The following is a 26,724-nucleotide window of genomic DNA, read 5'->3' as shown; positions in this document are numbered from 1 at the left end:
GCGCAGATACTGGGTTTCCCTTCTTTCGGAGATTACCATGGCACACCCGACACCGATCCATGCACCACTTACCGTGGCCGCCGTCCAGGCGGCGCCGGCCTTCCTTGACCTCGAGGCCGGCATCGATCAATCCATTGCCCTTATTGCGCAGGCCGCCCAAGGCGGCGCGCGCCTGATCGCTTTTCCGGAAACCTGGCTGCCCGGCTATCCGTTCTGGACCTGGATCGGCACGCCGGCCTGGGCCATCATGCGCGGCTTCGTCAGCCGCTACGCGGCGCAGTCGCTGTGCTACGACAGCGCGGCGGCCGACCGGCTGCGTGCCGCCGCCCGCGAGCACAAGATGTACGTGGTGATGGGCCTGTCCGAACGCGACGGCGCTACGCTGTACATCGGCCAGTGGATCATCGGCCCGGATGGCATCGACATCGCCCGCCGCCGAAAGCTCAAGCCTACCCACGTCGAGCGCACCGTGTTCGGCGAAGGCGACGGCAGCGACCTGGCCGTGCACGATCTGGCGATCGGCCGCCTTGGCGCGCTGTGCTGCTGGGAGCATCTGCAGCCGCTGTCGAAGTACGCGATGTACGCGCAGAACGAGCAGATCCACGTGGCCGCTTGGCCGAGCTTTTCGATCTACGATCCGTTCGCGCATGCGCTCGGCGCCGAGGTCAACAACGCAGCGAGCCGTATTTACGCGGTTGAGGGCGGCTGCTTCGTTATCGCGCCGTGCGCAGTCGTCTCGCCGCAGATGATCGCGCTGCTGTGCGATACCGACGACAAGCACCAGTTGTTGCACGCCGGTGGCGGCCACGCCGTCATCTACGGGCCGGACGGCGCACCGCTGTGCGCGCCGCTGGCGCCGGACCAGGAAGGGCTGCTGTTTGCCGAGCTCGATTTTGACGCCATCAGCGTGGCCAAGTCGGTGGCCGACCCGGCCGGTCACTACGCGCGGCCCGATGTCACGCGGCTGCTGCTGAATCCGCGCCGCGCGCGCCCGGTCGAGTATTTCTCCTTGCCAATCGAGCGCCCGGGCGACGACAGCGCCCATATCGAAACTACCGCAATCAACCCTGCTGGCATCGCCTGAGGAACCGTCATGGAATCGGCTATCGCACCACATCTGCAATGCCCCCGCACGCTGGCCCGCCGGGCCGGCGACGAATATCAACCGAACTATCCGTGCTGGAGCGCACGCGCCGGCGGCGCCGTCACGCAGGTGGTCATGGCCCATTTCGGCGTGCAGTCGCTGGGCCGCGAGCTCCACGGCGCCGCCTGCCGGGCGCTGGCGCTGATCACTGCCAGTTTCACGCTGGCTGACGGTCCCGGTCACCACGACCTGAGCCATTATGTCGACGCCGAGAGTTACGACAACATGATCGCCATCGCTTACTGGGATTCGCCGCAAGCCTATCTGCGCTGGAGCGCAGGCGTGGCCGCCTGGTGGGACCACCCGGCACGCCTGCAGGAGGGGATCGGATATTTCCGCGAAATCCACATGCCGCACGTGGCGCAGTTCGAAACGATGTTCAACACGCCCGACCATCCGCAAGGCGTAGGCGTGGTGATGGGCTCACTCAGCGGCGAGATCCGCGAGCATGGGTATTGGGGCGCGATGCGCGACCGCCTCCCCCTGGCGCAGACCGATGCGCTGGCGCCGGACGGGGCGCTGGCGCAGGCCGCGCGCCCGGAGTCGCCCGGGCGACTCCGGGTGGCCGGCCACGACAACCTGGCCATCATCCGCTCCGGCCAGGACTGGGGCGCCACCGACGGCCAGGAACGTGCGCTGTACCTAGAGCAGATGGCACCGGTGCTGGTGGCAGGCATGAATTTTCTGCGCGACGAGGGCCGCGCGATCGGCTGCTACAGCAACCGCTACATGACTCACATCGACGCCGCTGGCCGGCCGCTGGAGAAGACCTTCGGCGTGAGCCACTGGCGCTCGCTGGACGCGCTGGAGCAGTGGGCCGAATTCCACCCGACCCACGTCGAGATCTTCGGCACCTTCCTGCGCATGGTGCAGGCGCTGGCATTTCAGCTCAAGCTCAGCGTCTTCCACGAGGTGGCCGTGCTCAAGCCGCATGAACAAGACTACGAATACATCAATTGCCATCCCCGCACCGGCTTGCTCGGCGCCTGACCATACAAGGAAATATCATGCTCAAGCAACATCATCGGTTTCGCCAGCCGCGCCGCGTGGCCGGCGCCCCCTTCTGTGCCGGGCTGTCCGCGTGGCTGCTGCTGGCGCCGGTCGCCAGCGCGCTGGAAGTGACGGCTGGCGATTACGAGGCTTTCCCTGCTGGCAGCAATATTGCCATGCTGTACTACCAGTACGCCACGCGTGGCAGCCTGTATGCCAACGGCAACAAGATTTCGGGCAACTTCGGGCTTGACAGCAACGTTGCCCTGGCGCGCTATATCCACGTGGTGGGACTGTCTGACAACCTGGTGGTCGATCCGCAAGTCATCGTGCCGGCCGGGCGCCTGCGCACCGGGGGCGACGCCGCCGCGCTGCGAACTGCCAGCGGCGTCGGTGACCTGATTCTCGGTGCACCGCTCAAGTTCATTCTCGATGGACGCACGCGGGACGTGATCAGCATCGGGCCCTATCTTTACATGCCGACCGGAAACTACGACAGCGGCCGCGCGTTGAGCCTGGGGGAGCATCGCTGGAAGGGCTTGCTGCAATTGGCCTACATCCGGCATTTCAACGCGCACTGGGCGCTGGACCTGGTCGGCGACGTCACCGTGCATGGCAAGAACACCGCTTACACCGCCGCCCGCGCCACGCTGCGCCAGGAACGACGCTATGAAGTCCAGGCCCATCTGCGTTACAACCTGACGCCGGCCACCGCTTTGTCGGCCGGGGTTGGTCGGATCAGCGGCGCCGGGAGCTTGGTCGATGGCGCGCACCAGGGCGACCGCCTCGACACGCGCTACGCGCGCCTGACCGCGACAAGCTTCATCGGTCCGACCGTCCAGGTGCAGCTTCAATACGGCAGGGACCTGGCCGTTGACAGCGGCCCGAAGGAAAAGCAGCGCGTCAATTTCAGGCTGGCCAAGTTGTTCTGACCGCCAGGCGCACGCTGGCGGCCACGCTGATTTCGTTCATGAGTACCGTTATTGCGCCGGGCGTTTCGGTGCAATCCCCGTGTACTGCGCCGACATCAGCTTCCAGCCGTCCGCCTGCTTGAGCGCCACATAGCTGGCGCGCATGGCCATCTGGCGTTGTTGTCCGCCAGCGTAGACCGAGATCGCCAGCTTGCCGATCAGGACGGCCGTGCCGCCGGTCACGCGCACCAGCGGCTCCTCGACCGTGATCACGGGCGTGGCCGTTTTCTTTTCCGGCGCATAGAAGGCCAGCATTTTTTCGCGCGTGTCGACTTCGCCCATCGGTGACACTTCCACGTAATTGTCGGTCGTCAGCGCCGCCAGCCTGGGCACGTCGAACCCGGTCTGCGCCGCCACGTGCTGGCGCACCAGGTTCAGCACGTCGGCCGAGTCGTCCGCCAGCGCGGGCAGCGCGATGGTAGTAGCGCACGCAAACGCGGCAACAAGGGAAATCAGGGATAATCGGGGGTCGTGCAAGCTGTTGTGTTTCATGGCATGGCTTCCGGTTGGGTCTGATGCACGCGATCAGAACAAGCTGAAGTATGCCTTTGAACTTTAAATAAAAGCAACAACTTGCTTGCTATCCCATCCACCCCATTGCCAGACGATGGCGCCCTTACTGGAGCCTGCATGCCGGACACCGTTACCAAGCATTTCTCCTACACCCACTTGATCAGCGACTGCGATGGCGTCCTGATCGACAGCGAAGCCGTGGCCCTGCAGGCGCTGCTCGACCTGCTGGCGCCGCGCCTGGCGAATTTGCCTGCGGGCGTGACCCTGCGAGGCCTGATCGAACCGCGCCTGGGCCTGCGCCTGGTGCCGCTGATGCGCGCTATCTATGCCGAACTGGGCTTGCCGCAGGTAGCCGACGACGAACTGCTGGACATTGCCCACGCCGTCAACCTGCGCTGCGACGAACAATTGAGCGCCGTGCCCGGCGTGGCGCAGGCGCTGGCCGCCATCGATCTGCCGAAAGCGGTCGCCTCGAACAGCGTCAGCGCGCGCGTGCACGCCGCGCTCACCCGCACCGGCATGGTGGAGCTGTTTGGCGGGCGTTACTTTACGCCCGACCTGGTCGGCCACGCCAAGCCGCATCCGGGCCTGTACCTGGCCGCTGCCGCCGGCTTCGGCGTGCCGCCAGGCCAGTGCCTGGTGCTGGAAGACAGCGTCACGGGCGTGACCGCCGCTGCTGCCGCCGGCATGACGGTGCTCGGTTTTATCGGCGGCGGGCATATCGCCGAAGGACAGGAAGCGCGGCTGAAGGCCGCTGGCGCTGCCCATGTGTTCAGCGACATGGCCAGCTTGCCGGCGCTGGTCGCCAGCTTGATGCAGCGTGCGGCGGCTTGAGTTGCGGCATACCGCGCAGGCCGGTGCTTATTCCCGCACCGCCAGCAACGCCCCCAGCAGCGCGACGTTATTGATGTCCAGCTTGTTGAAGATGGCCTTGATCTGGCTGCGGATGGTTTCCGGCGAGCGGTTGAGCTGGGTGGCCACCTGTTTTTGCGTCAGGCCGTGGGCGATGAGCTTGGCCACCAGGAATTCGCGCTCGCTCAGCGTGTCCACCGTTTCGCTGGCGCGCGCCTTTAAAAACAGCAAGCCCTGATCGCGCTGGCCCTGCACGATGACGCCGCCGGCGGCCACATGCGGCAGGTCCTGCTGGCTGACCAGTTGCTTCAGCAGCGCCGGCGGCAAGTGCTGCGGATCGTCGGTGCGCCAGGCAGCAAACACCAACGCTTTGAAGCGTTCGTCGGCATGGTAGAGCACACCGCGCAGGTCAGCGATCGCGACCGACCATTTGGCGCGCACCGTGTCATGGCTCAGACGGTCCAGGTGTACCAGGCGGTTGATGGCCAGCGCCTGCATCAGGTGCGGCGCCAGGCAGGCCAGCAGGTCGATCTCCGGTTGCAGACAGCGCGCCGCCAATTCGGCGCGGTACAGCGACACCCACTGCACGAACCGGGTGCCGGGATGGATGTCCGAGGTGATCAGCATGTTGACGTGGCCAAAGTCGTGCAGAAACTGCCGGAACGCCGCGTTGTGTTCCCCGGGGAAATCCTCGACCCGAAAGCCGATGGTCATGGTCGGCTGCGCCGTCACTTGCACGGCAGCGGTGTCGCAGTGCTTCACTTTTTCGTAGGCCTCCAGCATCGCCGGCGAGGAATTGTGCAGGTGGATGCTGTGGATGTCGATGCCACCGTCGAGCATGGTGGCGGTGCCCCACATCGAGGAGTCAAAGGCCAGGCAGGTTTTGAGCAGTGTCAGCGCCGCGTCCTGGAATTGATGGACCGGGCATTGCTGGGCCAAGCGGTAGAGCGTGAGCAGCAGATTGCTGTATTCCGGGAGCAGGCCTGGGCGCATGGTAAGAGGGACGGTTGGATCGCCGGACCACTCTAAACCAGCGGCAATGAATTTCCAAGAAGAATGGCTCATGGCGGCGGCGTTGTTGTTGCATAAACGCTGGCGCATAGCACGCGTACCCATATCACGCCTCTCCTCGATGTGAAGTTGCTCTGCCGAAAAGAGGCGCAAATGGTTGTTTCAGGTAACAAATATTTCCATTTTTCCCACAAATGGGGGATAGGCAAACCAGTTAATTTATGATGTAATAGTGGCAACTATTCAGCCACCATGAACAGAGGCTGTCGATAGCGAAATTCTGCTTGGAAAAGAGGCAATTTGATGAGAATCTGCTCACTTAAAGCAAAAATAGATGATTTTTTTGTCGCTATCATGGGGACTGGGCAGTGACGAGATTTTGATACGAATAACTTCGTTGTCATCCGATTAAAAAATTATCAGGTTCATATTAGGAGTTATGTCATGAAAAGTGCTTTATTACTGACGGCGTTGCTGGCCACCATGCCCTTGCATGCGCTGGCGCAGACTTCGGCTCCCGTCCCCGTACCTGCAGTGACGTCCGCGCCCGCGCCGGCGCCGGACAATAGCGCCGACGAAGAGGAAAAGGACGATGACCAGACAGTGATCGGCCTGAAAAATTCGGCCAAAAAATCGCCTGCGGCGACGTCGGCTGGCGCTGTCGCCACGACGGGCATCAGCACGACGATGCTGGTCGGCATCGGCACCGCCGTTGCCATCGCCATCGGCGTGGCCAGTTCGGGTGGTTCCGGTTCGTCGACCAGCCATTCGGCTGTTCATCACTAGGCGCAGGCCAGTCATGGCAACGCGCGCGATCCTGATCGCCTTGTGCTGCGCCGCGCTGCTTGGCGCCTGCGCGGCGCCAAAACAGGCAGCCGTGCCGCTGTCGGTCGGCGCCTTGTCGGCCCGCCCGGTGCGCATCGGCGTGGCCATGAGCACCGTGCCGAAAGCCGATACCCACTTTCCTGGCGCCGGCTGCCTGCTGTGCATCGCCGCCGTGACCGTTTCCAATACGGCGCTGACGGCGCATGTGCGCACCTTGCCGACCGATGACCTGCCGAGCATCAAGGACGACCTCGCCGCGCTGCTGCGCAAAAAAGGTCATGAGGTGATCGTCATCGCCGAGCCGCTCGATATCGATGCCTTGCCCGAGCGCCAGGACAGCAAGCCGAATGGCGCCAAAAAGGATTTTGCGGCGTTGGGCCGGCAATACCGGCTCGACAAGCTGCTGGTGATTCATCTGACCAAGATCGGCGTCAATCGTAACTACAACAGCTATATCCCGACCGGCGACCCGCAGGGCCTGGTGGCCGGCGCCGCCTATATCGTCAACCTGGAAGACCATGCGTATGACTGGTACCGGGCGCTGCGCCAGCTCAGGAGCGCTACCGGCAATTGGGACGAAGCGCCCGATTATCCCGGTTTGAGCAATGCCTATTTCCAGGCCATCGAAGGTGCGCGCGATGCCTTGCGCAAGCCCTTGTATTGAGATGGCGATGCTGAAAACCGCCGCGCTTGCCGCGCTGGCCTGGTCCTTGTGCGCCGGCGCGCTGGCCCAGCAGCAGACGCTGCCTGCCGCCTGGTCCCTGCGTCTGCCGCAGCAGCAGGCAGTGGCCTTTCGCGGCCTGGCCAATTTCGACAAGGCAGGCAAGGGTGCGGGCAATACCACCTACATGATGCCGGGCATCGCCGGCTTCGCGGCGGCGCTCGCGGCCCACAGCCTGGTGATCAATAGCGGCCTGGAAAAGCAAAAAAACGAGATCGAGCTGGCGGCGGACAAGGTGCTCCTGCCTTACCTGCCGGTACTCGATGCCCTGCGCCAGGACAGCTTGATGGCGCAGGCGCTGGCGCGCATGGCGCCGGGCAGCACGCCGCGCCTGATCGCCTTCCTCGACCACGACGAGTCGGGCTGGATCGTTGAAAGTACGCCGCTGTTCGCCATGACCCAGGACCAGAGCGCGCTGGTGCTCGATAACGCGATCGCCGTGCATGCGCCGGGCGCGCCGCAACAAGCTGCCTATCGTCATACCGTGCGCGTGGTCTCGCGCGCCAGCACGCAGGCCGACCTGGAGGCTTACTGGAATGCGCAGCAGGGCCGCCCGCTGCGCGACGAGAGCGCCGCCCTGCTGGCGCTGTCGCTCGAGATCGCATTGCAACAGGCCTACCGCGGCGGCGACGCGCCCGCCGACCTGGGTCCTTTCAGGACGGTGCGCTATCAGGAAGGCCGCAAGCAAGCCGCCGAGCGCGCCCAGGTGCTGTCCGAACAGTGCGGACGCGCGCTGATCAGCAACTTGCGCGGCTGGCTGATGTCGGTGCCCGTCTCCCAGCCGGCAGCGGAGCCGGCCTGTGCCGACGCGCGATGAGCTACGGCTGCCCGTCCGGCTGCAAACGGTGCATCAGCGATTGCAAGGCCGGATACGCATCGCGATACAGGCCGAACGCGCGCCGGTAGGCGGTGCTGGCGGCGGCCTGAGGCGTGCTGCGCGGCACCAGCGTGACCCAGCCCTGCTGCGCCGTCTCGCGCGAGATCAATCCCGTGCCCAGCGCCGCCAGCAAGGCCGCGCCCAGGGCCGCCTCGACATTTTCGGCGATGGTATACACCTGGTAGCCGGTGACGTCGGCAATGATCTGCATCCACAATGGCGAATGCGCGGCGCCGCCGACGACGATCAGCTTGTCGTCCAGCGTGGCCGCGCCCTGGCTGCCGGCGTCGATATTGTGTTTCAGCGCAAAGCTCACGCCCTCCAGCACGGCGCGGTACAAATGGGCGCGGCCGTGGTACAGGTTCAGGCCGAGGAACGCGCCGCTGGCTTTGGCGTCCCAGATCGGGCTGCGCTCGCCCATCAGATAGGGCAGGAACAGCACGCCGTCGGCGCCGGCCGGCACCTTGGCGGCGTTTTCTTCCATCAGTTGGTGGACGTCGCCGTAACCTTGCCGCCTGGCTTCGTCGATATCGGCCTGGCAGAAGGCGTCGCGAAACCAGCTGACCGAAGCGCCGGCCGTGATCGCGCCGCCAAACACATACAGATCGTGCTGGCTGTTGAACACATGCGGCATGCTGATCAGGCCATGGCGGGCGTCGGCCTGCTGGCGGATGGTGCCCCAGCACATGCTGGTGCCGATCATGGCCACATGCTGGCCGGCGCGGCTGACGCCCGCCGCCAGCGTGGCGACGGCCGCATCGACGCCGCCGGCCACCACCGGCGTGCCGGCCAGCAGGCCCAGTTGCTCGGCCACTTGCGGCAGCAGGGGGCCGACCACTTCGGATGAGTCGAGCAGGCGTTCTGGCATCATGCGCGCCGGGATACCCAGCGCGGCCAGCATGTCATGGGACCAGCCGCGCGCGGCCATGTCGTACACGCCGCCGATATTGCCGGCCGAACTATGGTCGACCGCCACCTCGCCGCACAGCAGGTAGTTGATATAGCTGTTCGGCGGCAGCAGGTAGCGCGTGCGTGCCCAGATGGCGCTCTGCTGGTTTTTCAGCCACAGCATCTTGGTATAGCCGTAATAACTGTCGACGCCATTGCCGGTAATGGCGTGCAACCGTTCCAGATCGATATGCTGATTGACCCATTCCACCTCGGCAGTGGCGCGGCGGTCCATCCAGATCAGGCAAGGGTGCAGCGGCTGCATGGCCGCGTCGACGGGGATGCCCGAGCCACCGTACAGGCTGCTGACGCAAACGGCCTTGATGCTTGCCGCCGGCACGCCGCTTTGTTGCACCACCTGGCCGATGCAGGCGAGAACGGCCTCATGCCAGACGGCCGGCCACTGCTCGGCCCACAGGGGCTTGGGTGTGTCGACCTGGTAGCTGTGCGTGTGCTGGGCGATGATGGCGCCCGTGCTGTTGACCAATAAGGCTTTGGTGCTTTGCGTGCCGATATCGACACCGATGACATAGTCCATGCAGTCTCCTTTTTTATAGCGTGAATATAGCAGGAGAGCGACGACCATGGGGAGGGGCGCGCGGCGGCCAGGATGGCCGCCGCAGAAACGCTTATTTCAATTGTGCAAACACCTTGCGTGCCGCCGCGATGGTGGCGTCGATCACGGCGTCGTCGTGCCGGGCCGAGACAAAACCCGCTTCAAACGCGGCCGGCGCGAAATACACGCCTTCGTCCAGCATGGCGTGGAAGAAGGCGTTGAACTTGCTGCGGTCGCCCGCCATCATTTCGGCATAGCTGGTCGGCGGCGTGGCGCTGAAATAAATGCCGAACATGCCGCCGATGGCGTCGGCGCAGAACTCCACGCCGGCTTCTTTCGCCGCCGCCGTCAAACCATCGGCCAGGCGTCGTGCGGTGGCGCCCAGCTGTTCATAAAAGCCCGGCTGCTGGATCAGTTTCAATGTCGTCATGCCGGCGGCCACCGCCACCGGATTGCCCGACAGGGTGCCGGCCTGGTAGACGGCGCCCAACGGCGCCATATGGTGCATCAGCGCGGCGCTGCCGCCAAAGGCTGCCACCGGCATGCCGCCGCCGATCACCTTGCCCAGGGCGGTCAGGTCCGGCTTGATGTCGTACAGCGCCTGCGCGCCGCCCAGCGCCACGCGGAAACCGCACATGACTTCATCGAAAATGAGCAGCGCGCCGTGCTGCGTGCACAGCTCGCGCATCGCCTGCAGGAACTCGGGCGTGGCTTTGACCAGGTTCATGTTGCCGGCCACCGGTTCGACGATCACGCAGGCGATCTCGGCGCCGAAACTGTCGAAGGCGTCTTTCAGTTGCTCGACGTTGTTGTAATCAAGAACCAGGGTGTGCTTGACAAAATCTTCCGGCACGCCGGCCGAAGTCGGGTTGCCGAAGGTGAGCAGGCCGCTGCCGGCTTTCACCAGCAGGGAATCGGCGTGGCCGTGGTAGCAGCCTTCGAACTTGACGATCTTGTCGCGTCCGGTGGCGCCGCGCGCCAGGCGCAGTGCGCTCATGGTCGCTTCCGTGCCTGACGAAACCAGGCGTACCTGTTCGATCGACGGCACCAGGCGCGTGATTTCCTCGGCCATCAGCACTTCGCCTTCGGTCGGCGCGCCGAACGACAGGCCCAGCGCGGCCGCGTCCTGCACCGCTTTCACCACGTCGGGATGGGCGTGGCCAACGATGGCCGGGCCCCAGGAGCCGATATAGTCGATATAGCGCTTGCCGTCGGCATCCCAGAAATACGGGCCTTCGGCGCGCGTGATGAAGCGCGGCGTGCCGCCCACCGAGCGGAAGGCGCGCACCGGCGAATTGACGCCGCCCGGCGTGGTTTTCTGGGCGCGGGCGAACAGGGTGTCGTTTTGCGAAGTCGTCATGAGAGTGCCTTGGAGATGTTGTAAGTATGGGTATGGGGAACGTCAGGTACCTGCCCTGAACAGGCGGTTCGGCACCAGCTTGCCCATGCCGAAGCGCCGCGCATGCGTGAGTGCGCCGGCCGTGTATTCCTGGGCCGCCACCACGGCTTGCTGCACGTCGTTGTCGACATCGCCGCCGCCCCCGCCCTGATCCAGCGCCAGCAGCGCCGTGGCGGCTGCCGACAGGGTGCTGCCGGCGCCGTTGAAGATGCCGGGCAGGTGGCGCCATACATCGTGGCGCACCACGCCGTCTTCGCCGAACAGGGTGTTGGCGCGCAGCTTGCCTTCGCCGGCGCCGCTCTTGCTGGCGTCGGCCTGCATGCAGGTCACCAGCACATATTCGCAGCCCAAAGCGACCAGGTAGTCGACGTCGTTTTGCAAGGTGTCGGACGGGTCGGCATCGCGCCAGGTTTCGGCGAGGCGTTCCAGTTCCACCGGCGAGAGCACCAGCAAGGTCGTTTGCGGGATCAGGAGCTGGCGCACGGCGGTCAGGATGTCTTCGTCGTCCATGCCCTGTTCCGGCAGCGCCGAAATGAAGGGGTCGAGGATCAGCGGCACGTTGGGGTAGTCGGAAACGATTTCGGCGATCGCCGTGACGTTTTCCACGCTGCCCAGCGCGCCGATCTTGATGGCGGCCACCGACATGTCTTCGAGCAGCACGCGGGCCTGGTCGGAGACCCAGTCCGGATCGACCGCCTGCACGTCTTCGACGCGGGCCGTATCGCTGATCAACAGGCCCGTGGTGACGGACAGTCCATGGCAGCCGAACGATGCAAAAGTGGCCAGATCGGCCTGGATGCCGATTGCACCGACGGGATCGGACACGCCGAAGCTTAATATGAGGGGAGAAGTTTGGTTTTGCACGGCGGGTAGATTAAGATACCTAATTCAGCATTTTACTTGATTGAAGGGTGGCGGAACGTGAGTAGCAACGAAACAACGCAGCAATTCCAAACGTGGATGTGTCTTATTTGCGGCTGGGTTTATGATGAAGCGGCCGGCCTGCCAGACGAAGACATCGCTCCGGGCACGCGTTGGGTGGACGTGCCGATGAACTGGACCTGCCCGGAATGCGGCGCGCGCAAGGACGATTTCGAGATGGTGGCTATTTGAATAATTTTATACGATAGACCAGCCTGGTGCCAGGGCTGCTGCGGCGCGGCAGCTTGCCACCGCCTATGCTATGGTGTGAAGAATTGCCTGATGATCAAACTGAACCGGCCGTGAGCAGTCCCTTATCCGACGCCAGCGCCGACGCCGACGCCAGCGATGTCACCATCCTGGTGATCGACGACAGCGCCACCATGCGTACTTGCGTGGCCGGCTACCTGCATGACGCCGGCTACCGGGTGGTGCTGGCCGAAGACGGCTTCGAGGCGCTGGCCAAGCTGGGCGACTGCCGGCCCATGCTGGTGCTGTGCGACGTGGTGATGCCGCGCCTCGACGGCTACCGCACTTGTGCGCTGATACGCGCCAGCGCCGGTTTTCGCGCCACGCCGGTGCTGATGCTGTCATCGAAAGAGGGCCTGTTCGACCGCGCGCGCGGCAGCCTGGCCGGCGCCAGCGGCAGCCTGGCCAAGCCGCTGGCGCGCGAGGCGCTGCTGGCGGCCGTGCGCCATCACCTGGCGGCTGGCGCGTTGCCGCGATAGCGCCGTTATTAACCAATGCAGCAAGGAAGCTGATGTCCATACATACAATTCTGATCGTCGATGACTCGCCGACGGAACGCTATTACCTGAGCGAGATGCTGGTGCGCGCCGGTTACGCCGTCGCCACCGCCGAAGACGGCGCCGATGCGCTGGCCAAGCTCAAACAGGACAGGCCCGATCTGATCCTGATGGACGTGGTGATGCCGGGCGCAAATGGCTTCCAGATCACGCGCGCCATCGCGCGCGACCCCGAGCTGGCGCATGTGCCGGTGATTATCTGTTCCAGCAAGAGCCAGGAGACGGACCGCATCTGGGGCCTGCGCCAGGGTGCGCGCGACTATCTGGTCAAGCCGGTGGTCGAAGCGGACCTGCTGGCCAAGATCGCGGCGCTGTCCTGACCCATGCGGATCACGCCCGGCATCAGCGCCTCCGGATCGCCGCCTGTTGACGTCGGTGCGCGGCACGGGCGTTTGCGCCAGTATCAGCTGCAGCTGCACGAACGGGTGCAGGCTGCGCGCAGCGGCGCACTGGCCGGGCGCAAGGACCTGGGCGTGCTGCTGGGCGGACGGCACTGCCTGCTCGACCTGACGCAGCTGGGCGAGATCGTGATCCCGGCGGGCCTGCAGGTACAAAGCGTGCCGCTGGCGCAGGACTGGTACCTGGGCCTGGCGGCCATGCGCGGTCGCCTGACGGCCATCATCGACCTGGCGCGCTACATGGGCCAGCCGGCGTGCGGCATGCAGGGCGAGAGCCGCCTGGTGACCTTTGCGCCGCGCCTGGGCCTCGATTGCGCGGTGCTGGTCGAGCGCGTGCTGGGCCTGCGCCAGCAGCGCGGCATGCGGGCCATGGCGCCGCCGGCGGGACTGCCCGGCTTGCCCTGGGCCGCGCAGGAGTTGCGCGACAGCGAACAGCAGTCCTGGCTGCGGCTGGACCTGGCGCGGCTGGCGCAAGCCGAACGCTTTCTCGATGCCGGCTTTGCCAGTGCCGTCGTCGGCGCCCACCTCGCTCACACACACAAGGAACCGCGCTGATGGGCGACCATTCTTCGATCCTGGCCGACGGCGCCCTGCCGGCCGCTACCGTTTCGCCGGACGATCTGCCGCTGCGCCTGCGCGATGCGCTGGGCCGGCGCAAGACGCTGGCCAGCGCGCCGGCGGCCGACCTGAAACTGCCGCTGATCGGCCATCTGCCGCTGCAAAAACAGCTGTCGGTGCTGACCACCTTGCTGGCGCTGAGCCTGGCCGCCAGCCTGCTGTTCGTCACCCTCAATACGAGGAGCGGCAATATCGCCTCGGCGCAGACCCAGCTGGCCAGCGACGCGCTGATGCATTCGCAGCGCCTGGGCAAGGCCGCGCCGAACGCGGTGCAGGGCAATCCCGAGGCGTTTCGCCAGCTGGAAGAAAGCCGCAATGAGCTGAACCAGGATTTTCGTCTGATGGTGCGCGGCGGCACCTATCACGGCCGCGATATCGGCGAGTCGCGCGCCAGCCTGCTGGCGGCGGTGGCCGACGCGCGCAAAAAATGGGCCAGCAGCGATCGCGCCGCCGGCACCATCTTGCGCCTGAAGGCAGAGCTGGGCCAGTTCGACCAGACCTTGCAGCAGTTGAATGCGCGTACGCCCGCGCTGCTGGCGCAGACCGAGGAAATCGCGGCGCTCAAGGTGCAGCGCGGCGGCAATGCGCGCGAGCTGGCCGTGATCGGCCGGCTGATGATGCTGACCCAGCGCATGAGCCGCAGCGCCAGCGGCTTTATCGGTTCCGGCAGCATCAGCTCTGAAACCGCGTTTGCGCTGGGCCGCGACACCACGTATTTCCGCGCCGCCGTCGACGGCCTGCTCAACGGCAGCGCCACCTTGCAGCTGGCGCCCACGCGCGATGTGCAATTGCGCGAGCAGATGGTGGCGCTCAAGGCCGGCTTCGATACCTACCAGAAGCTGGTCTCGTCGCTGCTCGACGGCCTCGACAAATTCAGCGCCGCGAAAAGCGCCGAGCGGCTGATCTTCAGCGAAAACGAAGACCTGCGCCAGCGCTTGACCCTGCTGCAGCAGCTGTACCATGCGAACCAGGAAACCCTGGGCGTGGCCTTCTGGCTGATGGTGGGCGGCGTGCTGCTGACCCTGGTGGCAGCCGCCGGCATGGGCCGGGTGCTGCTGCAGGATTCGGTCAACCGCACGCGCGACGCCGAGCGGCGGCGCCAGGAGGCCGAGATCCGCCGCTTGCTGGCGCAGGAAAAGGAGGAAGCGGCCAAGGCGCAGAACGACCAGAACCAGGCGGCGATCCTGCGCCTGATGAACGAACTGCAAAAGGTGGCCGATGGCGACCTGACGGTGCAGGCGACGGTGTCGGAAGACATCACGGGCGCCATCGCCGATTCGGTCAACTACACAGTCGAGGAATTGCGCGGCCTGGTGGGACGCGTGACGGCGACGGCCGAACAGGTCAACCGCGCCTCGACCCAGGCGCAAAGCATTTCCAGCAAACTGCTGATCGCCTCGCAGCAGCAGTCGCGCGAAATCCAGGGCGTCAGCGCCACGGTAGTGAAAATGGCCAATGCGATCACGGAAGTATCGAAGTCGGCCAGCGTCTCGGCCGACGTGGCGCGCCAGTCGGTGGCGGCCGCCCTGCAAGGCTCGACGGCAGTGGAAAACGCCATCAAGGGCATGCATGAAATCCGCGACCAGATCCAGGATACCTCCAAGCGCATCAAGCGCCTGGGGGAATCGTCGCAGGAGATCGGCGAGATCACCGAGCTCATTTCCGACATCACCGAGCAGACCAACGTGCTGGCGCTGAACGCCGCCATCCAGGCCGCCTCGGCGGGCGAGGCGGGGCGCGGCTTTTCGGTGGTGGCCGAGGAAGTGCAGCGCCTGGCCGAGCGTTCGGCCGGCGCGGCCAAGCAGATCGGCGCGCTGGTGCGCACCATCCAGGCCGATACCCAGGATGCGACGCGGGCGATGGAAAAATCGACTCAGGGCGTGGTCGAAGGGGCGCATTTGTCCGACGCGGCCGGCGCCGCCCTGAACGATATCAGCAAGGTGTCGAAACACCTGGCCGAACTGATCCAGGGCATGTCGTTCGCTACCGGCACGCAAGCCGGTTCGGCCAGTGGCGTGGCCCTCAATATCCAGCATATCCTGAGCGTGACGGAACAGACCCAGGATGGCACGCAGCAAACGGCGCAGTCGATCCATAAACTGTCGCTGCTGGCGCAGGAGCTGAAAAACTCGGTGTCACGCTTCCGTGTCGCCGCCTGAGCCGGCACCCCGGCACGTGCCGATTTTTGCGTTATGAATTCTTTACCGAGGCAGGCATGAGCACACCAGATAATCCGCAGCAGTCCAGGCCGCAGCAGTCCAAGCCGTTTGACAGCGAGCCCTTGTCCTGGGTGCTGGTGGAAATCCGCGAAGCACTGGCCCGTTCCCGCACCGCCCTGTTCGAAGCGGGCGGGCGCGAACGCGAAGAGCGCGCCACCGCCTTGCAGCACGCGCGTTCGCACCTGCACCAGGCGCACGGCGCGCTGGTGATGGTCGACGTGGCCGGCGCCGGCCTGCTGACGGCGGGCGCGGAACAGGCGCTCACGCGCTTTCGCGACGGCACCCTGGAATACACGGTCGACCATGCGCAAGTGGTGGCCGAGCTGTACCAGGCCTTGAGTGAATACCTGGAGGATCTGCTGGCCGGCACGCCGCCTCAGCCAACACGCCTGTTTCCCTACTACCGCGCGCTGCAGACCATGCTGGGCGCGCAGCGCGTGCATCCGGCAGAACTGTTTTTCCCGCCGGCCATCGATCAGCGCCATGCGATTGCGCTGGCCGAGCCGGTGATCGCCGCCGACTATCCGGCCTGGCGCAGCCGTTTTGAAAAGTCGCTGCTGCCTTATTTGCGCTCACCCGACGCCGAGGCGCGCCGGCTGCATGCACAGGCCCTGCACGATACCTTGCAACTGGTGGCCGACGCGCAGGGCGAAGCGTCGGCGCGCACTTTCTGGTTCGCCATGCAGGCCGTGGCCGGCCTGGCCGCCCAGGGCCAGGGCGGCGACAGCCTGTACATGAAACAGCTGTTCGGCCTGATCAACCTGCAATTGCGCCGTCTGGCGCAAGGCACCGCCGGCCTGCCCGAGACGTTGCTGCGCGATGCGCTGTACCTGATCGCCGCCGCTGGCGAACCCACGCCGGCGGCGCGCCAGTTGCGCGCGGTGTTCGAACTCGACGGCCTGGTGCCAATCGACGTGGAAGCGCGGCGCTATGGCCAGGTCGATCAGGACGCGCTGCAGCTCGCGCGTGCGGCGCTGGCCCGTGCGCGCGCCGCCTGGCGCGAAAGCGCACCGGGCGAGGCCTTCGGTGCGGCGATGATCGAGGTGGCAGGACAGGCCGATATCCTGAAAGTGCCAGCCCTGGCCAGCCTGCTGCGCCAGGGCGCGGAGGTGGCGCGGCAGGCAGCGGCCAGCGGCTGCCTGCCGGCCCTGGCGCAGGAAATGGACACCGCGCTGCTGTTTGCCGAAACGGGGCTGGCGCAATTGCGGCGCCTGCCCGACGATTTCGCCAGCAATGCCGAAACCATCGCCGCGCGCTTGCAGGCGTTGCTGGCCGGCGAGGTGCCGCCGGCGCCCGCGCAAGGCGAATTGTCGCGCCAGATCGAACAGGGGCAGACGGCCGCCGCGCTCGCCGAGACCATGAAGGCGGGGCTGCGCCAGGTCGAGCAACTGCTCAATGCGTATTACGCCGATAGCGGCCGCCGCGATGAACTGGCCGGCGTGGCGCCGCTGCTGCAGCCGATGCGGCAGACGCTGGAGGAGCTGGGACAAACCGCCGCCAGCGCCGGCATGCGGCAGGTGGTCTCTGCCGTGCGGCAACTGCTCGATGGCGACAGCCAGGCGCCTATGGAGGCACTCGACGAGATCGCGCAGAACGTCAGCGCGCTGGGCTTTTTTGTCGACATGCTGGGCCGCAATCGGCAGGCGGCCAGCGCGCGCTTTCATTTCGATGCCGCCAGCGGCGCTTTCCGCGCGCTGCCGTTTGAAAAAGTGGCAGCAAGCGGCAGCGTGCCGGTACCCGTGCTCGATCATCCCTTGCCGCCGCAGAGCGCCACGCCGCCAGCGGCGCCGGACGCCATCCTGTCGGCCGGCGATATCGACGCCGAGATGCTCGATATTTTCCTGTCCGAAGCGCGCGAGGTGCTGGCCTTTATTGAAACCAGCCTGGCCGCGCTGCGCGCCGATGCCGGCAATGCCGAACACCTGGCCATGCTGCGCCGCTCGTACCACACCCTGAAGGGCGGCAGCCGCATGATCGGCCTGGCGCAGTTTGCCGAGGCGGCCGGCGCCATCGAGAAGGTGCTCAATACCTGGCTGGCCGAGGCGCGCAGCCCCAACGACGATCTGTTTACCTTGCTCAATTACGGCTGGTACCAGCTCAGCGAATGGGTGGCCGAACTGGAAGGCGGCGGCGCGCGCGGACGCGAGGCCGGCATGCTGCCGGACGCGGCCGAAAGGGTGCTCGAAGGTGGGTCGTTCGAGCTGCGCAAGCGGCGCGCGGTGGTCAGCGATGTCCCTGCGCCAGTGCCTTCCGGCAATGGCAAGGTGATCGGTTTCCCGCCGGCGACCGCGCCCGCCGTACACGAGGCGCCAGACGATAACCTGAAACACGTGGGCGAGCTGCGTATCGGCCTGCCGCTGTATAACATCTACCTGGCCGAAACCGACGAACTGCTGCGCGTGCTCACGCGCGACTTCGGCGAATGGCGCCATGAGGCGCGCGCCGTCAGCGCCGAAGCGCTGCAGGCTGTCCATACCCTGGCCGGCAGCTCCGGCACGGTCGGCTTTACCGCCTTGCGCGACCTGGCGCACGCGCTGGAAATCGCCATCGAAACTGTAGTGCCGCCGCATGCCGGGCTGGCTGCCGCCCGGCACGACGTGCTTGAACGGGCCACCGCCGGCATACGCCAGATGCTGCAGGCGTTTGCCCTGGGCGAGCTGGCGCCGGCGCAGCCGGCGCTGATCGAGGAACTCAATACCCTGTGGCGTGCGCTGACGGCGCCGCCGGAACATGCGGCGCCTGAAGCTGAAACCGGTCTCGATGCGCTGTTCGCCGCTACCTACGCCAGCATCATGGAGGCGGCGTCCAAGCCTGCCGGGACTGGCCTGGACGCGCTGTTTGCCGCCGCCTACGCCAGCATCGTCGCCGACGGGTCGGGACAGGGCGCAGCAGCAGTGGCAGAGCCACCAGCGGCGCGCATGAAACTGCCGCCGGCGCCCGATACCAGCGACATCGACGACCTGTTCGATTCCGTGTTCGAGGCGCCGCCACCAGCGCCAGCCGCGCCGGAATCGGAGCCGGAATCGGAGCCTGCACCGCCAGCGCCGGCCATGGTGCCGGCCGATGCGCAAGCCCTGCTGGCCGCCAGCGCCGGCATCAGCGATGAGCTGGACCTCGACTTGTTGCCGGTGTTCCTGGAAGAGGGCGCCGATTTGCTGCCGCAGATCGGCACGGCGCTGCGCAACTGGCAGCAGCAGCCGCAAGAGAGCAGCCAGGCGCAGATGCTGCTGCGCACCCTGCACACCGTCAAGGGCAGCGCGCGCATGGCCGGCGCCATGCGCCTGGGCCAGCACGCGCATGAAATCGAAACCCATATCGAAAACATGCTGCACGCGGGCACGGCCACGCCACAGGCGTTCGAGGAATTGCTGGCCCATTACGACCATGCACTGCACCTGTTCGAACAATTGCAGCAGCCCCTGCTGCCGCTGCCGGGCATGGAAGCGTCGCCGGCGCCCGAGCCGAAGGCGGCGCTGGTGCGTGTGCGCGCCGATATCCTCGACCGCCTGGTGAACCAGGCCGGCGAAGTGTCGATCACGCGCTCGAAGATCGAAAACGAAGTGGGCGTGCTGGGCGCCTCGCTGGGCGAGTTTTCGGACAACCTGGCGCGCTTGCGCCGCCAGCTGCGCGAAGTGGAAATGCAGGCCGAGTCGCAGATCGCCTCGCGCATGGCGGTCGGCAGCGAGCGCGATTTCGACCCGCTTGAATTCGACCGTTTTACGCGCTTGCAGGAACTGACGCGCATGATGGCCGAAAGCGTCAACGACGTCGCCTCCTTCCATGAAAACCTGAGCCAGAGCCTCGGCACGGTGGGCGACGACCTGGTGCTGCAGGCGCGCCTGACGCGCGAACTGCAGCGCGACCTGATGCAGATCCGCATGGTGCCCTTTGCCAGCATCGCCGAGCGACTGTTCCGGGTGGCGCGGCAAAGCGCCAAGGAAGTCGACAAGCGGGTCAACCTCGATATCCGTGGCGGCAATGTGGAGATCGACCGCAGCGTGTTGGAGCGCATGGCCGCGCCGTTCGAACACCTGCTGCGCAACGCGATCGCGCACGGCATCGAGCCGCGCGCCGCGCGCCTGGCGGCGGGAAAAAGCGAAACGGGGGAACTGCTGGTGCAGGTCAGCCAGCAGGGCAATGAGGTGGCGATCGCTTTTTCCGACGATGGCGCGGGCCTCGACCTGGAGCGCATCCGCGCCCGTGCGCGCGGCGCCGGCCTGGTCTCGCCGGACGCCGAGGTCAGCGACGCGCAGGCGGCCGAACTGATTTTCGCGCCCGGCCTGTCGACCGCCGACAGCCTGACCGAACTGGCCGGGCGCGGCTTCGGCATGGATATTGTGCGCTCGGAAGCGCTGGCGCTGGGCGGGCGGGTCGATACCGTGACCGAAGCGGGCCAAGGCATCCGTTTTACCATTCATCTTCCGCTCACTCTGGCTGTTACCCAAGTTGTGCTGCTGGCAGCCAATGGCAAGACCTATGCCTTGCCCTCGGTGCTGGTCGAGCAGGTGCTGCACCTGAAGGGCGAGCAGCTGGAGCAAGTCACCAAGGCCGGCCAGATCGACGCGCATGGCCAGCTGCTGGCGCTGCATCAGTTATCGGCCATGCTGGGCGACCCGCCGGCAGCACCAGCGACCCAGCGCCACGCGCCGGTGCTGTTGCTGCGTAACGGCAACGACAGGCTGGCGCTGCGGGTCGACGACGTGGTCGGCAATCGCGAGGTGGTGGTCAAGCATGTGGGGCCGCAATTGGCGCGCATGCCGGGCATCGCCGGCGCCACCGTGCTCGGTACCGGCGACATCGTCCTGATACTGAATCCGGTGGCGCTGGCGCAGCACCTGGCCCACCATCCCGAATTGCTGGCGCAATATGCGGCCGCCGCCAGCGAAGGCCGCGTGGCGCTGCCCGCGCCGCGCGCCAGCGTGATGGTGGTCGACGATTCATTGACGGTGCGCCGCGTGATGCAGCGCCTGTTCGAGCGCGAAGGCTATCTGGTGCTGCTGGCCAAGGATGGCGTCGACGCGCTCGAGCAGCTGCATGAACTGGAACCGGCGGCACTGCCGGCGCTGATGCTGGTCGACGTGGAAATGCCGCGCATGGACGGTTTTGATTTGACGCGCAATGTGCGCAGCGACGCGCGCACGCGCGCCATCCCTCTCATCATGATCACCTCGCGCAGCGCCGACAAGCACCGCGAACATGCCTTGAGCCTGGGCGTCAATGCGTATTTCGGCAAGCCCTTCCAGGAGGATCAATTGCTGGCCGAGGTGGAGCGGCTGCTGACCGGGAGTCAGGCGGCCTTGACGACTTTGACGACCTCATAGCGCGCCAGCGTCTGCTTGCGCGCCTCGTCGTGCTGCACGATGGGCATCGGATAATCGCGGCCCAGCACAATGTTCTTTTGTTCTAACAGCATGCGCGGCACCAGCCATGGCGCGTGGATTTCCTTGTCGCCCAGCGCTTTCAATTGCGGCAGATAGCGGCGGATAAAGCGGCCGCTGGCGTCGAATTTTTCCGACTGGGTGATGGGGTTGAATATGCGGAAATAGGGCTGGGCGTCGCAGCCCGACGACGAGGCCCACTGCCAGCCGCCGTTGTTCGAGGCCAGGTCGAAGTCATTGAGGTGCAGCGCGAAATAGGCTTCGCCACGGCGCCAGTCCAGTCCCAGATCCTTGATCAGGAAGCAGGCCGTGACCATGCGCAGGCGGTTGTGCATGTAGCCGGTCTGGTTCAGCTGCGCCATGGCTGCGTCCACCAGCGGATAGCCGGTGCGCCCTGCGCACCAGGCGGCAAACGCGGCATCCGCCAGTTCTCCCGTTTGCCACACGATGGCGTCATACGCGCTCTTGAAGGCGCCATGCTCCACCTGCGGGTTCTGGTACAGGATCATGGCGTAGAAGTCGCGCCAGATCAGTTCGGCCAGCCACACGGGCGCGCCGTCGCCGCCGCCGCCGCGCTCCATCAGTTCGACCATGGTGCGCACCAGGTAGCGCAGCGACACGGTGCCGAAGCGTAAATGCAGCGACAGATAGGACGGCCCTTTCAAGGCGGGAAAATCGCGCGCCACGGCGTATTTTTCCACGCGCGGCAAAAAATCCTCGAACAATCTGGCGCCGCCCGACATGCCGGTGGGGATCGCCAGTTCGGCCAGGTTGCTCGGCTCGAACCCCAGTTCATCAAGACCGGGCAGGGCGGCCGGCTGGCCGCGCGGCGGCGCCAGCCGGGCCGCGTGCGGCGCGATATCGTACGGCGCCAGGCACGCCGGGTCGGCGCGCATTTTCTTCAGCCAGGCGTTCTTGTACGGCGTGTAGACGGTGTACGGCTTGCCGGAGAGCGTGAGCACCTCGTCTTTTTCAAAGATCACCTGGTCCTTGAAACTGAACCACAGCCGTGCGTCCGTCATCAAAGCATCGGCAACCACGGCGTCGCGGGCATTCGCCTGCGGCTCGTAGTCATGGTTGGCAAATACGGCGTCGGCCCGCAGTTCGGCCGCCAGGCGCGGTATCGCCGTGGCCGCATCGTCGTGCAGCACGATCAGGTCGCCTTCCATCTGGCGCAGTTCGCTGGCCAGTTCCAGTACGCTGGCGTGGATAAAGTCGACGCGGCGGTCGTGCCGCGGCAGGCTCGCCAGAATCGCGCTGTCGTAGACGAAGACGCAGTGCACGGCCTGGCTCTGGCGCAAGGCATGGTGCAGTGCAGCATGATCGAAAGCGCGCAGGTCGCGGCGGAACCAGACCAGGGAGGTAGTGAGTGTCATGGGGGGCGGATTGTGCGTATTTGCGTTGTAAAAGGTCAAGAAAGAGCGGTTTTTCGCCGCTTGCGGCGCATTATGCCTGTCCGCGCCGTGCCTTGGGCGTCGCCGCCATGGCAATTCAGTGTAAACTAGCGCCTGAGTGCGCGGTGGCGACGCGTGCAAAGTTCGCGTGCGACAGCAGAACGGTAACGATTTTACAATCGACCTCCCCACGCAAGCCACGCGCACCAACAAAGCATTGCAAAAATAGCATTTAAAAAAATAATGACAGCAGGGGTAAAGTGACTTGCCAGCAAGCCCACAGAGAGAGCAACGCGTATGAAAAAGAGTAAAATCGACCACATGCTCCCGGGACATCGTTTGATGCAGAGCGCCAGCGAAGGCGCCGCACCCGGTTCGTCCACCTTGAATCTGGCCAACCATTTTCTGATCGCCATGCCGGCGATGCAAGACCCGATCTTCGGCGGCACCGTCGTCTACGTGTGCGAACACAATGAAAACGGCGTGCTGGGCGTGGTCATCAACAAACCCACCGACATGACGATGGATGTGCTGTTCGAACGCATCGACCTGAAACTGGCGGCCGGCAGCGATGCGCCTATCGTCAATGAGCCTATCATGTTCGGCGGCCCGGTGCAGGACGACCGCGGCTTCGTGCTGCACACGCCGGGCGCGCGCTATTCCTCGTCGCTGACGGTGACCGATGAAGTGGCGTTTACCACCTCGATCGACGTGCTCGAAGCCGTCGCCAAGGGCGAAGGCCCGCAGCGCATGCTGGTGTCGATCGGCTACTCGGGCTGGAGCCCGGGCCAGCTGGAAGACGAGATCGGCCGCAACGGCTGGCTGACGGTGGGCGCTTCGGCCGACATCCTGTTCGACTTTCCGATCGCCGAGCGCTATGTGGCGGCCATCAAGCTGCTGGGCATCGATCCGCTGATGCTCGCTTCGGAAGCCGGCCACGCATGAGCGGTGAGGCCATCGACACCATCCTCGCTTTTGATTTTGGCCTCAAGCGCATTGGCGTAGCCATGGGCAATACCATGATTGCCCAGGCCAAGCCGCTCGGCGTGATCACGGCGATCGCCAATGAACCGAAATTCGCCGCCATCGCCGCCATGGTCCGCGAGTGGGGCGCGACGCGCATCGTGGTCGGCTTGCCCAGCTACCCGGACGGCACCGAACACGAGATGAGCGCGCGCTGCCGGCGCTTTGCCAACCAGCTGCACGGCCGCTTCGGCCTGCCGGTGGAACTGGTCGACGAGCGTTATTCCTCGGCCGTGATTGCCGCCAGGCGCGGCGAAGTGATCGACGACCGCGCCGCCGCCATTATCCTGCAGCAGTATTTCGACGCGCGGTCCTGAACCGTTTTTTTTGATTGATCCTTCCTATGTCCAATCCTCTGAATCCCTCCCAACTCGACGCCGAGGCCCTGTATGCGGTCTTGCTGGAACAAGTGCGCAGCGGCCTGGCCGGCGCCAGCAACGTAGCCATCGTCGGCATCCACTCGGGCGGCGCCTGGCTGGCCGAACGCCTGGCGCGCGACCTTGCCCTGACGGCCCGCCTGGGCGTGCTCGACGTGTCCTTTTACCGCGATGACTTCGCGCAGAAGGGCCTGCACGCCGACGTCAAACCGACCCAGATCGCCTTTGACGTGGCCGGTGCCACCATCCTGCTGGTCGACGACGTGCTGTACACGGGCCGCACCACGCGCGCGGCCATCAACGAGTTGTTCGATTACGGCCGTCCGGCCAAGATCATGCTGGCCGCCCTGGTCGACCGGGGCGAGCGCCAGTTGCCGGTGGCCGCCGATTTCGTGGCCGCCTTTACCGCCGTGCCGCCGGGCCAGGCGCTGGTCCTCAAGCAGGCCGGCGATGGAACATTCACGCTCACCATAGACACCCACCATGCTTAATCCGCAACTGAATAAACACGGCGAACTGCAGCACCTGTTGACTATCGAAGGCTTGCCGAAGTCTATCGTCAACCATATCCTCGACACCGCTTCCTCGTTTGTCGGCATCTCCGACCGCGATGTGAAAAAAGTGCCGCTGATGCGCGGCAAAAGCGTGTTCAACCTGTTTTTTGAAAATTCCACGCGCACCCGCACCACCTTCGAGATTGCCTCGAAGCGCCTGTCGGCCGACGTCATCAACCTGAACATCCAGGCGTCGTCGGCCAGCAAGGGCGAATCCCTGCTCGACACCATCGACAACCTGTCGGCCATGCATGCCGACATGTTCGTCGTGCGCCATGCGCAGTCGGGTGCGCCCTACCTGATCGCCAAGCACCTGATCGATACGAAACAGCCGCATGTCCACGTGGTCAACGCAGGCGACGGCCGCCACGCGCACCCGACCCAGGGCCTGCTCGACATGTACACGATCCGCCACTACAAGAAGGATTTCACCAACCTGACGGTGGCCATCGTCGGCGACATCCTGCACAGCCGCGTGGCGCGTTCCGACATCCACGCCCTGACCACCCTGGGCGTGCCGGAAGTGCGCGCCATCGGCCCGCACACCCTGCTGCCGGGCGGCCTGGAACAGATGGGCGTGCGCACCTTCACCAATATGGATGAAGGCTTGAAGGGCGTCGATGTGATCATCATGCTGCGCCTGCAGAACGAGCGCATGAGCGGCGCGCTGCTGCCGTCGGCGCAGGAATACTTCAAGAGCTATGGCCTGACGCCGGAGCGCTTGGCGCTGGCGAAACCGGACGCCATCGTGATGCACCCGGGACCGATGAACCGCGGCGTCGAGATCGATTCGGCCGTGGCCGACGGCCCGCAGGCGGTGATCCTGCCGCAGGTGACCTTCGGTATCGCCGTGCGCATGGCGGTGATGAGTATTTTGGCTGGTAATCAGGGCTGATGGCCCAAGGACGAGAAGCAAGCATGACGACACTACATATCAAGAATGGCCATCTGATCGATCCGGCCAACGGCATCGATGGCGTGCAGGACCTGTTTATCGCCGACGGCAAGGTAGCCGCCGTGGGCAGCGCGCCGGCCGGTTTTATTGCCGACACCACCTTTGACGCGGCCGGCCTGGTGGTATCCCCGGGCCTGGTCGACCTGTCGGCGCGCCTGCGCGAGCCGGGCTACGAATACAAGGCCACGCTCGAATCGGAGCTGCAGGCGGCGCTGCAAGGCGGCGTGACCAGCCTGGTGTGCCCGCCCGACACCGACCCCGTGCTCGACGAGCCGGGCCTGGTCGAGATGCTGAAATACCGCGCCAAGACGCAGGACAAGGCCCATGTGCATCCGCTGGGCGCGCTGACGGTAGGCCTGAAGGGGCAGTCGCTGACGGAAATGGCGGAACTGACGGAAGCGGGCTGCATCGGCTTCGCGCAAGCCGAGGAACCGATCGAAGACACCACCGTGCTGCTGCGCGCGATGCAGTATGCGAACACCTTCGGCTACACCGTGTGGCTGCGCCCGCAGGACCCGCATATCGGCCGCGGCGGCATCGCCCACAGCGGCCCGCTGGCCTCGCGCCTGGGGCTGTCGGGCGTGCCGGTGATGTCCGAAACCATTGCGCTGCACACGATTTTCGAGTTGATGCGCGCCAGCCACGCGCGCGTGCACCTGTGCCGCATTTCCTCGGCCGCCGGCCTGGAACTGATCCGCGCGGCGAAGGCCGAAGGCCTGCCCGTGACCTGCGACGTGGGCGTGCACCATGTGCACCTGACCGACGCCGATATCGGCTTCTTTGACCCGAACGCGCGCGTGACGCCACCGTTTCGCAGCCAGCGCGACCGCGACGCGATACGCGCCGCGCTGTTTGACGGCACCGTTGACGCCATGTGCTCGGACCATACGCCGGTCGACGACGATGAAAAACTGCTGCCCTTCGGCGAAGCGTCGCCGGGCGCCACCGGCCTGGAACTGCTGCTGTCGCTGGCCCTGAAATGGGCCGACGACTATGCGCTGGCCCAGCCGCAGTCGGGCGCCCGTCCGCTGGCGCGCGCCGTGGCCAAGGTCACGGCCGACGCCGCCCGCGTGGCCGGCATCCCGGCCGGCAGCCTGGCCATCGGCGAAGCGGCCGACATCTGCGTGTTCGATCCGGCCGCGCGCTGGACCGTATCGTCGTCCTCGCTGGCCAGTCAGGGCAAGCACACGCCTTTCCTCGGCTATGAGCTGAGCGGCGTGGTCAGGGCGACCATCGTGGCGGGTCGGGTGGCGTTTCAACGTTGATCTGGTGTG

The 26,724-nt window shown here is 65.5% G+C and carries 24 protein-coding genes; 18 read left to right on the top strand and 6 right to left on the bottom strand.

The genetic code is table 11. The features are described from left to right. The first annotated feature begins 37 nt into the window (after nucleotides 1-37). Genes CD932_RS06665 through CD932_RS06655 form a run of 3 tightly spaced genes read left to right on the top strand, consistent with a single transcriptional unit; the run spans nucleotide 38 to nucleotide 3,066 of the window. Nucleotides 38-1,084 carry a carbon-nitrogen hydrolase family protein gene (locus tag CD932_RS06665; RefSeq protein WP_094441947.1) on the top strand — a complete coding sequence of 349 codons (1,047 nt, stop codon included), beginning with the start codon at nucleotides 38-40 and terminating at the stop codon, nucleotides 1,082-1,084. A gap of 9 nt (nucleotides 1,085-1,093) precedes the next feature. Further along, nucleotides 1,094-2,134, top strand: a complete 1,041-nt coding sequence (locus CD932_RS06660) for a phenylacetaldoxime dehydratase family protein (RefSeq protein ID WP_094441946.1) — start codon at nucleotides 1,094-1,096, stop codon at nucleotides 2,132-2,134. 17 nt (nucleotides 2,135-2,151) lie between these two features. Beyond that, entirely contained in the window at nucleotides 2,152-3,066 is a 915-nt protein-coding gene (locus CD932_RS06655; protein ID WP_094441945.1) for a transporter, read from the top strand. A gap of 48 nt (nucleotides 3,067-3,114) precedes the next feature. On the opposite strand, the gene CD932_RS06650 is transcribed toward CD932_RS06655, so the two are convergent. Then, entirely contained in the window at nucleotides 3,115-3,597 is a 483-nt protein-coding gene (locus CD932_RS06650) for a nuclear transport factor 2 family protein (protein WP_094441944.1), read from the bottom strand. 138 nt (nucleotides 3,598-3,735) lie between these two features. Here CD932_RS06650 and CD932_RS06645 point away from each other — a divergent pair, with 138 nt between their 5' ends. Next, nucleotides 3,736-4,452, top strand: a complete 717-nt coding sequence (locus CD932_RS06645; RefSeq protein ID WP_094441943.1) for an HAD-IA family hydrolase — start codon at nucleotides 3,736-3,738, stop codon at nucleotides 4,450-4,452. Nucleotides 4,453-4,479: 27 nt separating this feature from the next. On the opposite strand, the gene CD932_RS06640 is transcribed toward CD932_RS06645, so the two are convergent. Beyond that, nucleotides 4,480-5,463: a helix-turn-helix transcriptional regulator gene (locus CD932_RS06640; RefSeq protein WP_141213194.1), complete on the bottom strand. Its 984-nt coding sequence runs from the start codon at nucleotides 5,461-5,463 to the stop codon at nucleotides 4,480-4,482. A 462-nt stretch (nucleotides 5,464-5,925) separates the two neighbouring features. On the opposite strand from CD932_RS06640, the gene CD932_RS06635 reads away from it, so the two are divergent. The 3 genes from CD932_RS06635 to CD932_RS06625 are packed head-to-tail and all read left to right on the top strand — an operon-like array spanning nucleotide 5,926 to nucleotide 7,844. Continuing rightward, the gene (locus CD932_RS06635) at nucleotides 5,926-6,267 is read left to right on the top strand and encodes a hypothetical protein (protein ID WP_141213193.1); all 342 of its coding nucleotides are present in this window, start codon (nucleotides 5,926-5,928) and stop codon (nucleotides 6,265-6,267) included. 13 nt (nucleotides 6,268-6,280) lie between these two features. Next, on the top strand, nucleotides 6,281-6,970 hold the full coding sequence (locus CD932_RS06630) for a hypothetical protein (protein ID WP_217907236.1): 690 nt from the start codon (nucleotides 6,281-6,283) through the stop codon (nucleotides 6,968-6,970). 7 nt (nucleotides 6,971-6,977) lie between these two features. Continuing rightward, complete coding sequence (locus CD932_RS06625) at nucleotides 6,978-7,844, top strand: hypothetical protein (protein ID WP_094441940.1); 867 nt, start codon at nucleotides 6,978-6,980, stop codon at nucleotides 7,842-7,844. A gap of 1 nt (nucleotide 7,845) precedes the next feature. Here CD932_RS06625 and CD932_RS06620 read toward each other — a convergent pair whose 3' ends face one another. The 3 genes from CD932_RS06620 to CD932_RS06610 all read right to left on the bottom strand — a co-directional run bounded on the left by CD932_RS06620 (nucleotide 7,846) and on the right by CD932_RS06610 (nucleotide 11,671). After that, complete coding sequence (locus CD932_RS06620) at nucleotides 7,846-9,390, bottom strand: FGGY-family carbohydrate kinase (protein ID WP_094441939.1); 1,545 nt, start codon at nucleotides 9,388-9,390, stop codon at nucleotides 7,846-7,848. A 91-nt stretch (nucleotides 9,391-9,481) separates the two neighbouring features. After that, nucleotides 9,482-10,768 carry a glutamate-1-semialdehyde 2,1-aminomutase gene (gene hemL / locus CD932_RS06615; protein WP_094441938.1) on the bottom strand — a complete coding sequence of 429 codons (1,287 nt, stop codon included), beginning with the start codon at nucleotides 10,766-10,768 and terminating at the stop codon, nucleotides 9,482-9,484. Nucleotides 10,769-10,810: 42 nt separating this feature from the next. Further along, complete coding sequence (locus CD932_RS06610; RefSeq protein WP_094441937.1) at nucleotides 10,811-11,671, bottom strand: hydroxymethylpyrimidine/phosphomethylpyrimidine kinase; 861 nt, start codon at nucleotides 11,669-11,671, stop codon at nucleotides 10,811-10,813. A gap of 96 nt (nucleotides 11,672-11,767) precedes the next feature. On the opposite strand from CD932_RS06610, the gene CD932_RS06605 reads away from it, so the two are divergent. The 6 genes from CD932_RS06605 (at nucleotide 11,768) to CD932_RS06580 (ending at nucleotide 21,090) form a co-directional block, all read left to right on the top strand. After that, the gene (locus CD932_RS06605) at nucleotides 11,768-11,920 is read left to right on the top strand and encodes a rubredoxin (RefSeq protein WP_094441936.1); all 153 of its coding nucleotides are present in this window, start codon (nucleotides 11,768-11,770) and stop codon (nucleotides 11,918-11,920) included. A gap of 110 nt (nucleotides 11,921-12,030) precedes the next feature. Further along, entirely contained in the window at nucleotides 12,031-12,456 is a 426-nt protein-coding gene (locus CD932_RS06600) for a response regulator (protein ID WP_254926488.1), read from the top strand. 32 nt (nucleotides 12,457-12,488) lie between these two features. Beyond that, nucleotides 12,489-12,854, top strand: a complete 366-nt coding sequence (locus CD932_RS06595) for a PleD family two-component system response regulator (RefSeq protein ID WP_094441934.1) — start codon at nucleotides 12,489-12,491, stop codon at nucleotides 12,852-12,854. Nucleotides 12,855-12,857: 3 nt separating this feature from the next. Beyond that, nucleotides 12,858-13,487, top strand: a complete 630-nt coding sequence (locus CD932_RS06590) for a chemotaxis protein CheW (protein ID WP_094441933.1) — start codon at nucleotides 12,858-12,860, stop codon at nucleotides 13,485-13,487. Then, nucleotides 13,487-15,709, top strand: coding sequence for a methyl-accepting chemotaxis protein (locus tag CD932_RS06585; RefSeq protein WP_094441932.1), 2,223 nt, complete (start codon nucleotides 13,487-13,489; stop codon nucleotides 15,707-15,709). The genes CD932_RS06590 and CD932_RS06585 overlap by 1 nt, the downstream gene beginning before the upstream one ends. Nucleotides 15,710-15,765: 56 nt before the next feature. After that, a complete protein-coding gene (locus CD932_RS06580) occupies nucleotides 15,766-21,090 on the top strand; it encodes an Hpt domain-containing protein (RefSeq protein WP_094441931.1) in 5,325 nt (1,774 codons plus the stop codon). Here the strand turns inward: CD932_RS06580 and CD932_RS06575 are convergent. Beyond that, complete coding sequence (locus tag CD932_RS06575) at nucleotides 21,057-22,523, bottom strand: deoxyribodipyrimidine photo-lyase (protein ID WP_094443497.1); 1,467 nt, start codon at nucleotides 22,521-22,523, stop codon at nucleotides 21,057-21,059. The two genes, CD932_RS06580 and CD932_RS06575, sit on opposite strands and share 34 nt — an antisense overlap. 360 nt (nucleotides 22,524-22,883) lie before the next feature. Between CD932_RS06575 and CD932_RS06570 the strand changes: the two genes are divergently transcribed. Genes CD932_RS06570 through CD932_RS06550 form a run of 5 tightly spaced genes read left to right on the top strand, consistent with a single transcriptional unit; the run spans nucleotide 22,884 to nucleotide 26,715 of the window. Continuing rightward, the gene (locus CD932_RS06570) at nucleotides 22,884-23,486 is read left to right on the top strand and encodes a YqgE/AlgH family protein (protein WP_065309754.1); all 603 of its coding nucleotides are present in this window, start codon (nucleotides 22,884-22,886) and stop codon (nucleotides 23,484-23,486) included. After that, nucleotides 23,483-23,881, top strand: a complete 399-nt coding sequence (ruvX, locus tag CD932_RS06565; protein WP_254926487.1) for a Holliday junction resolvase RuvX — start codon at nucleotides 23,483-23,485, stop codon at nucleotides 23,879-23,881. Before CD932_RS06570 ends, ruvX begins: the two co-directional genes overlap by 4 nt. A 26-nt stretch (nucleotides 23,882-23,907) precedes the next feature. Further along, a complete protein-coding gene (gene pyrR, locus CD932_RS06560; RefSeq protein ID WP_094441930.1) occupies nucleotides 23,908-24,432 on the top strand; it encodes a bifunctional pyr operon transcriptional regulator/uracil phosphoribosyltransferase PyrR in 525 nt (174 codons plus the stop codon). Then, on the top strand, nucleotides 24,425-25,390 hold the full coding sequence (locus CD932_RS06555) for an aspartate carbamoyltransferase catalytic subunit (RefSeq protein WP_034746695.1): 966 nt from the start codon (nucleotides 24,425-24,427) through the stop codon (nucleotides 25,388-25,390). The genes pyrR and CD932_RS06555 overlap by 8 nt, the downstream gene beginning before the upstream one ends. A 23-nt stretch (nucleotides 25,391-25,413) precedes the next feature. Then, nucleotides 25,414-26,715, top strand: coding sequence for a dihydroorotase (locus CD932_RS06550; protein WP_094441929.1), 1,302 nt, complete (start codon nucleotides 25,414-25,416; stop codon nucleotides 26,713-26,715). Nucleotides 26,716-26,724: the final 9 nt, after the last annotated feature.

It is taken from the genome of Janthinobacterium sp. PC23-8, assembly GCF_002250505.1.
Classification (GTDB): domain Bacteria; phylum Pseudomonadota; class Gammaproteobacteria; order Burkholderiales; family Burkholderiaceae_D; genus Janthinobacterium.
The sequence above is the reverse complement of the archived record's forward strand: the minus strand, read 5'-3'. Positions and strand labels throughout refer to the sequence as shown.

What these genes read in the sequence shown, in the direction of transcription:
- CD932_RS06630 (WP_217907236.1), top strand. Translation starts at nt 6,281, where the DNA reads ATGGCAACGCGCGCGATCCTGATCGCCTTGTGCTGCGCCGCGCTGCTT.
- CD932_RS06665 (WP_094441947.1), top strand. Translation starts at nt 38, where the DNA reads ATGGCACACCCGACACCGATCCATGCACCACTTACCGTGGCCGCCGTC.
- CD932_RS06655 (WP_094441945.1), top strand. Translation starts at nt 2,152, where the DNA reads ATGCTCAAGCAACATCATCGGTTTCGCCAGCCGCGCCGCGTGGCCGGC.
- CD932_RS06580 (WP_094441931.1), top strand. Translation starts at nt 15,766, where the DNA reads ATGAGCACACCAGATAATCCGCAGCAGTCCAGGCCGCAGCAGTCCAAG.
- CD932_RS06590 (WP_094441933.1), top strand. Translation starts at nt 12,858, where the DNA reads ATGCGGATCACGCCCGGCATCAGCGCCTCCGGATCGCCGCCTGTTGAC.
- CD932_RS06660 (WP_094441946.1), top strand. Translation starts at nt 1,094, where the DNA reads ATGGAATCGGCTATCGCACCACATCTGCAATGCCCCCGCACGCTGGCC.
- CD932_RS06605 (WP_094441936.1), top strand. Translation starts at nt 11,768, where the DNA reads ATGTGTCTTATTTGCGGCTGGGTTTATGATGAAGCGGCCGGCCTGCCA.
- CD932_RS06645 (WP_094441943.1), top strand. Translation starts at nt 3,736, where the DNA reads ATGCCGGACACCGTTACCAAGCATTTCTCCTACACCCACTTGATCAGC.
- CD932_RS06620 (WP_094441939.1), bottom strand. Translation starts at nt 9,390, where the DNA reads ATGGACTATGTCATCGGTGTCGATATCGGCACGCAAAGCACCAAAGCC.
- CD932_RS06640 (WP_141213194.1), bottom strand. Translation starts at nt 5,463, where the DNA reads ATGCGCCCAGGCCTGCTCCCGGAATACAGCAATCTGCTGCTCACGCTC.
- CD932_RS06635 (WP_141213193.1), top strand. Translation starts at nt 5,926, where the DNA reads ATGAAAAGTGCTTTATTACTGACGGCGTTGCTGGCCACCATGCCCTTG.
- CD932_RS06585 (WP_094441932.1), top strand. Translation starts at nt 13,487, where the DNA reads ATGGGCGACCATTCTTCGATCCTGGCCGACGGCGCCCTGCCGGCCGCT.
- pyrR (WP_094441930.1), top strand. Translation starts at nt 23,908, where the DNA reads ATGTCCAATCCTCTGAATCCCTCCCAACTCGACGCCGAGGCCCTGTAT.
- ruvX (WP_254926487.1), top strand. Translation starts at nt 23,483, where the DNA reads ATGAGCGGTGAGGCCATCGACACCATCCTCGCTTTTGATTTTGGCCTC.
- CD932_RS06595 (WP_094441934.1), top strand. Translation starts at nt 12,489, where the DNA reads ATGTCCATACATACAATTCTGATCGTCGATGACTCGCCGACGGAACGC.
- CD932_RS06555 (WP_034746695.1), top strand. Translation starts at nt 24,425, where the DNA reads ATGCTTAATCCGCAACTGAATAAACACGGCGAACTGCAGCACCTGTTG.
- CD932_RS06575 (WP_094443497.1), bottom strand. Translation starts at nt 22,523, where the DNA reads ATGACACTCACTACCTCCCTGGTCTGGTTCCGCCGCGACCTGCGCGCT.
- CD932_RS06570 (WP_065309754.1), top strand. Translation starts at nt 22,884, where the DNA reads ATGCAGAGCGCCAGCGAAGGCGCCGCACCCGGTTCGTCCACCTTGAAT.
- CD932_RS06650 (WP_094441944.1), bottom strand. Translation starts at nt 3,597, where the DNA reads ATGAAACACAACAGCTTGCACGACCCCCGATTATCCCTGATTTCCCTT.
- CD932_RS06625 (WP_094441940.1), top strand. Translation starts at nt 6,978, where the DNA reads ATGCTGAAAACCGCCGCGCTTGCCGCGCTGGCCTGGTCCTTGTGCGCC.
- hemL (WP_094441938.1), bottom strand. Translation starts at nt 10,768, where the DNA reads ATGACGACTTCGCAAAACGACACCCTGTTCGCCCGCGCCCAGAAAACC.
- CD932_RS06550 (WP_094441929.1), top strand. Translation starts at nt 25,414, where the DNA reads ATGACGACACTACATATCAAGAATGGCCATCTGATCGATCCGGCCAAC.